Source organism: Actinosynnema sp. (assembly GCF_052038725.1).
Genome location: NZ_JBQGCX010000316.1, coordinates 1 through 2,760, shown reverse-complemented (window position 1 = coordinate 2,760; position 2,760 = coordinate 1). Strand labels below are relative to the sequence as shown.

The 2,760-nt window shown below is 74.8% G+C and carries 2 protein-coding genes; both read left to right on the top strand.

Annotated elements, in window-relative coordinates:
- Positions 1-76: 76 nt before the first annotated feature.
- The gene (locus ACTUAL_RS06255; protein WP_440899576.1) at positions 77-1,291 is read left to right on the top strand and encodes a carbohydrate ABC transporter substrate-binding protein; all 1,215 of its coding nucleotides are present in this window, start codon (positions 77-79) and stop codon (positions 1,289-1,291) included.
- Positions 1,292-1,526: 235 nt separating this feature from the next.
- On the top strand, positions 1,527-2,760 hold a 1,234-nt coding region (locus ACTUAL_RS06250; RefSeq protein WP_440899575.1), incomplete at its 3' end, for a cytochrome P450.

The following is a 2,760-nucleotide window of genomic DNA, read 5'->3' as shown; positions in this document are numbered from 1 at the left end:
GCCCCGGTGACCCGGAGCGCGACCCCGTGACCCGCCCCGCCGATCCCGCCCCGCCGACCCCGCCCGGAGCGCAGCCATGAGCCCCTCCACCCGCCACGCCGTCCTGCGCGCGCTGGTCCCGCTCCTGCTCCTGACCTGCCTCCCCGGCTGCGCCCCGCCCGCCGACCGCGCGCTCGTGCGCGTCCTCGGCCCGTGGACCGGAGCCGAGGAGGCCCGGTTCCGCGCCGTGCTCGACCGGACCGGCGTGCCCTACGACTACACCGGCAGCCGCGCGCTCGGCCAGCTGCTGCGCTCCAGGGTGCAGCAGGGCGACCCGCCCGACGTCGCCGTCCTGCCCGGCCTCGGCGAGCTGGCCTACTACGCGCGGGGCGGCCACCTGCGGGAACTGCCCCCGCTGCCCGAGGCCGACTACGCGCCTTTCTGGCGGGACCTGGCGCGCGTGGGCGCCGAGGGCACGCACGCCGTCGTCGTCAAGGCCGACCTCAAGAGCCTCATCTGGTTCGACCCCGACTCGGACGTGCGCCCGCCCGCGAACGCCGAGCAGCTCCTGGCGGGCGGCGCGCCGTGGTGCCTCGGCCTGGGCTCCTCGCCGGACGCGGGCTGGCCGGGCACCGACTGGGTCGAGGACCTGCTGCTGCACCAGTCCGGCCCAGGGGTCTACCGGCGGTGGGCCTCCGGGGAGCTCGCCTGGCGCTCCCCGGAGGTGCGCCGGGCCTGGGAGACCTGGGGCGCGCTGGTGTCCGGCGTCCCCGCCGAGCGGGCGCTGCTCACCGACTTCGACGACGCGGGCCTGGCCATGTTCACCCGGCCCCAGGGCTGCGGGCTCGACCACCTCGGCTCGTTCGCGGGTGCCGCCTACCGGGAGCGCGGGCGCGCGGGCGACTTCGCCCCCTTCCCCGACCTGGGCGCGAGCGGCTGGGAGGTGTCCGCCGACCTGGCCGGGCTCTTCACCGACTCGCCCGCCGCGGGCAGGCTCCTGGCCCACCTGGCGGACGCCGAGGGCCAGCGGGTCTGGCCCGCCGCGGGCGGCGCATACTCCGCCCACAAACGGGTACCCCCCTCCGGCTACGTCGATCCGGTGGACCGGCGGATCGCCGAAGTCCTCACCGGGGGCGCGTCCCTGTGCCTCGACGCCTCGGACCTCATGCCCCCGAGCCTGCGCTCCGCCTTCTACCGGGGCGTCATCAACTACCTCGAAACCCCCGAGTCGCTCGAAGGGGTGCTGGCCGGTCTCGACCAGATCGCCGATTCGGTCGACCGAACGGAGTGGATTACGCTACCTTGCGGCTGAATTCCCCGATGGGGCGGTTTCGAGTGCTTTCCAGGGGTCTTCTGGGGGCGCGCGTCGTCGCGACCTGCCCGAGGTGGGAGGGTCGGCCTGACCGGGTTCGATCTTCTCGCGTCGTGGTGGCCGGGTCGACGGCTGTCCCCATCGGGCTGCTCGACGCCCGGTACCAGCGGGGAGTCCAGGGCTGTGCAGCCCCGCGCTCGTAGGTTGCGGTGCACGATCGGGGTGGAGGACCAGCATGACTGCGACGATGGCGGCGGTGCGTGACGGGGTGGTCGCCTGGGTGGCCAGGAGGGCCGTCGCCAAGTGGCTCCTGGCCAAGTACGGGGCGCGGGCGCTCGCGATGCTTCCCGAGGGGGTGATGCTGCCGCTGCGCCGCGACGGGCTCGACCCGGTGGCCGAGATGGAGCAGATGCGCGCGGACGGGCCCATCCACCGCGTGCAGACCCCGTTCCGGTTCGGCGTGTGGCTGGTGACCGGCGAGCAGGAGACGCGCGCGGTCCTGGCGGACGGCAACGCCTTCAGCAACGACTACGCGCGGATCGGCCAGACCGGCTTCGTCAAGATCGAGCGCTCGCCCGGCGGCCTCGGGTTCGCCGACCCGCCGCACCACACCCGGCTGCGCAAGCTGCTCACGCCGGAGTTCACGATGCGGCGGCTGGCCAGGCTGGCCCCGCGCATCGACGAGATCATCGCCGACCGGCTGGACGCGATGGACGCGGCGCCCGGCCCGGTCGACCTGGTGGAGCAGTTCTCGCTGCCCATCCCGTCGCTGGCGATCTGCGAGCTGCTCGGCGTGCCCTACGAGGACCGCGAGCTGTTCCAGCGGCTCGCCGCGGCCCGGTTCGACGTGTTCGGCGGCGCGAACGCGGCGCTCGGCGCGGTGTCCGAGTCCCTGGACTACCTGCGCGAGGTCGTCGAGCGGCAGCGCGTCGAACCCGGCGACGGGCTCATCGGCATGATCATCCGCAACCACGGCGACCAGGTCGACGACGAGGAGCTCGCGGGCCTGGCGGACGGCGTGCTCACCGGCGGGTTCGACACCACCGCCAGCATGTTGGCGCTGGGCGCTGCGGTGCTGCTGCAGAACCCGGAGGCCGCCCGCGCGGTGCGCGAGGACGACGACGCCGTCGGGCCGGTCGTGGAGGAGCTGCTGCGCTACCTGAGCGTGGTGCAGGTGGCGTTCCCGCGCTTCGCCAAGCAGGACATGGAGATCGGCGGGGCGCGGATCAAGGAGGGCGACGCGGTCGTCTGCTCGCTGGTCGCCGCGAACCGCCACGCGGGCACCGACTTCGACCACACCCGCGTGCCCGCGCCGGGCGGCCACTACGCGTTCGGGCACGGCGCGCACCGCTGCGTCGGCGCGGAGCTGGGCAGGCTGGAGCTGCGGGCCGCCTACCCGGCGCTGCTGCGGCGCTTCCCGAACCTGCGGCTGGCCGACGAGCTGCCCGGCTACCGGACCGTGTCGGTCG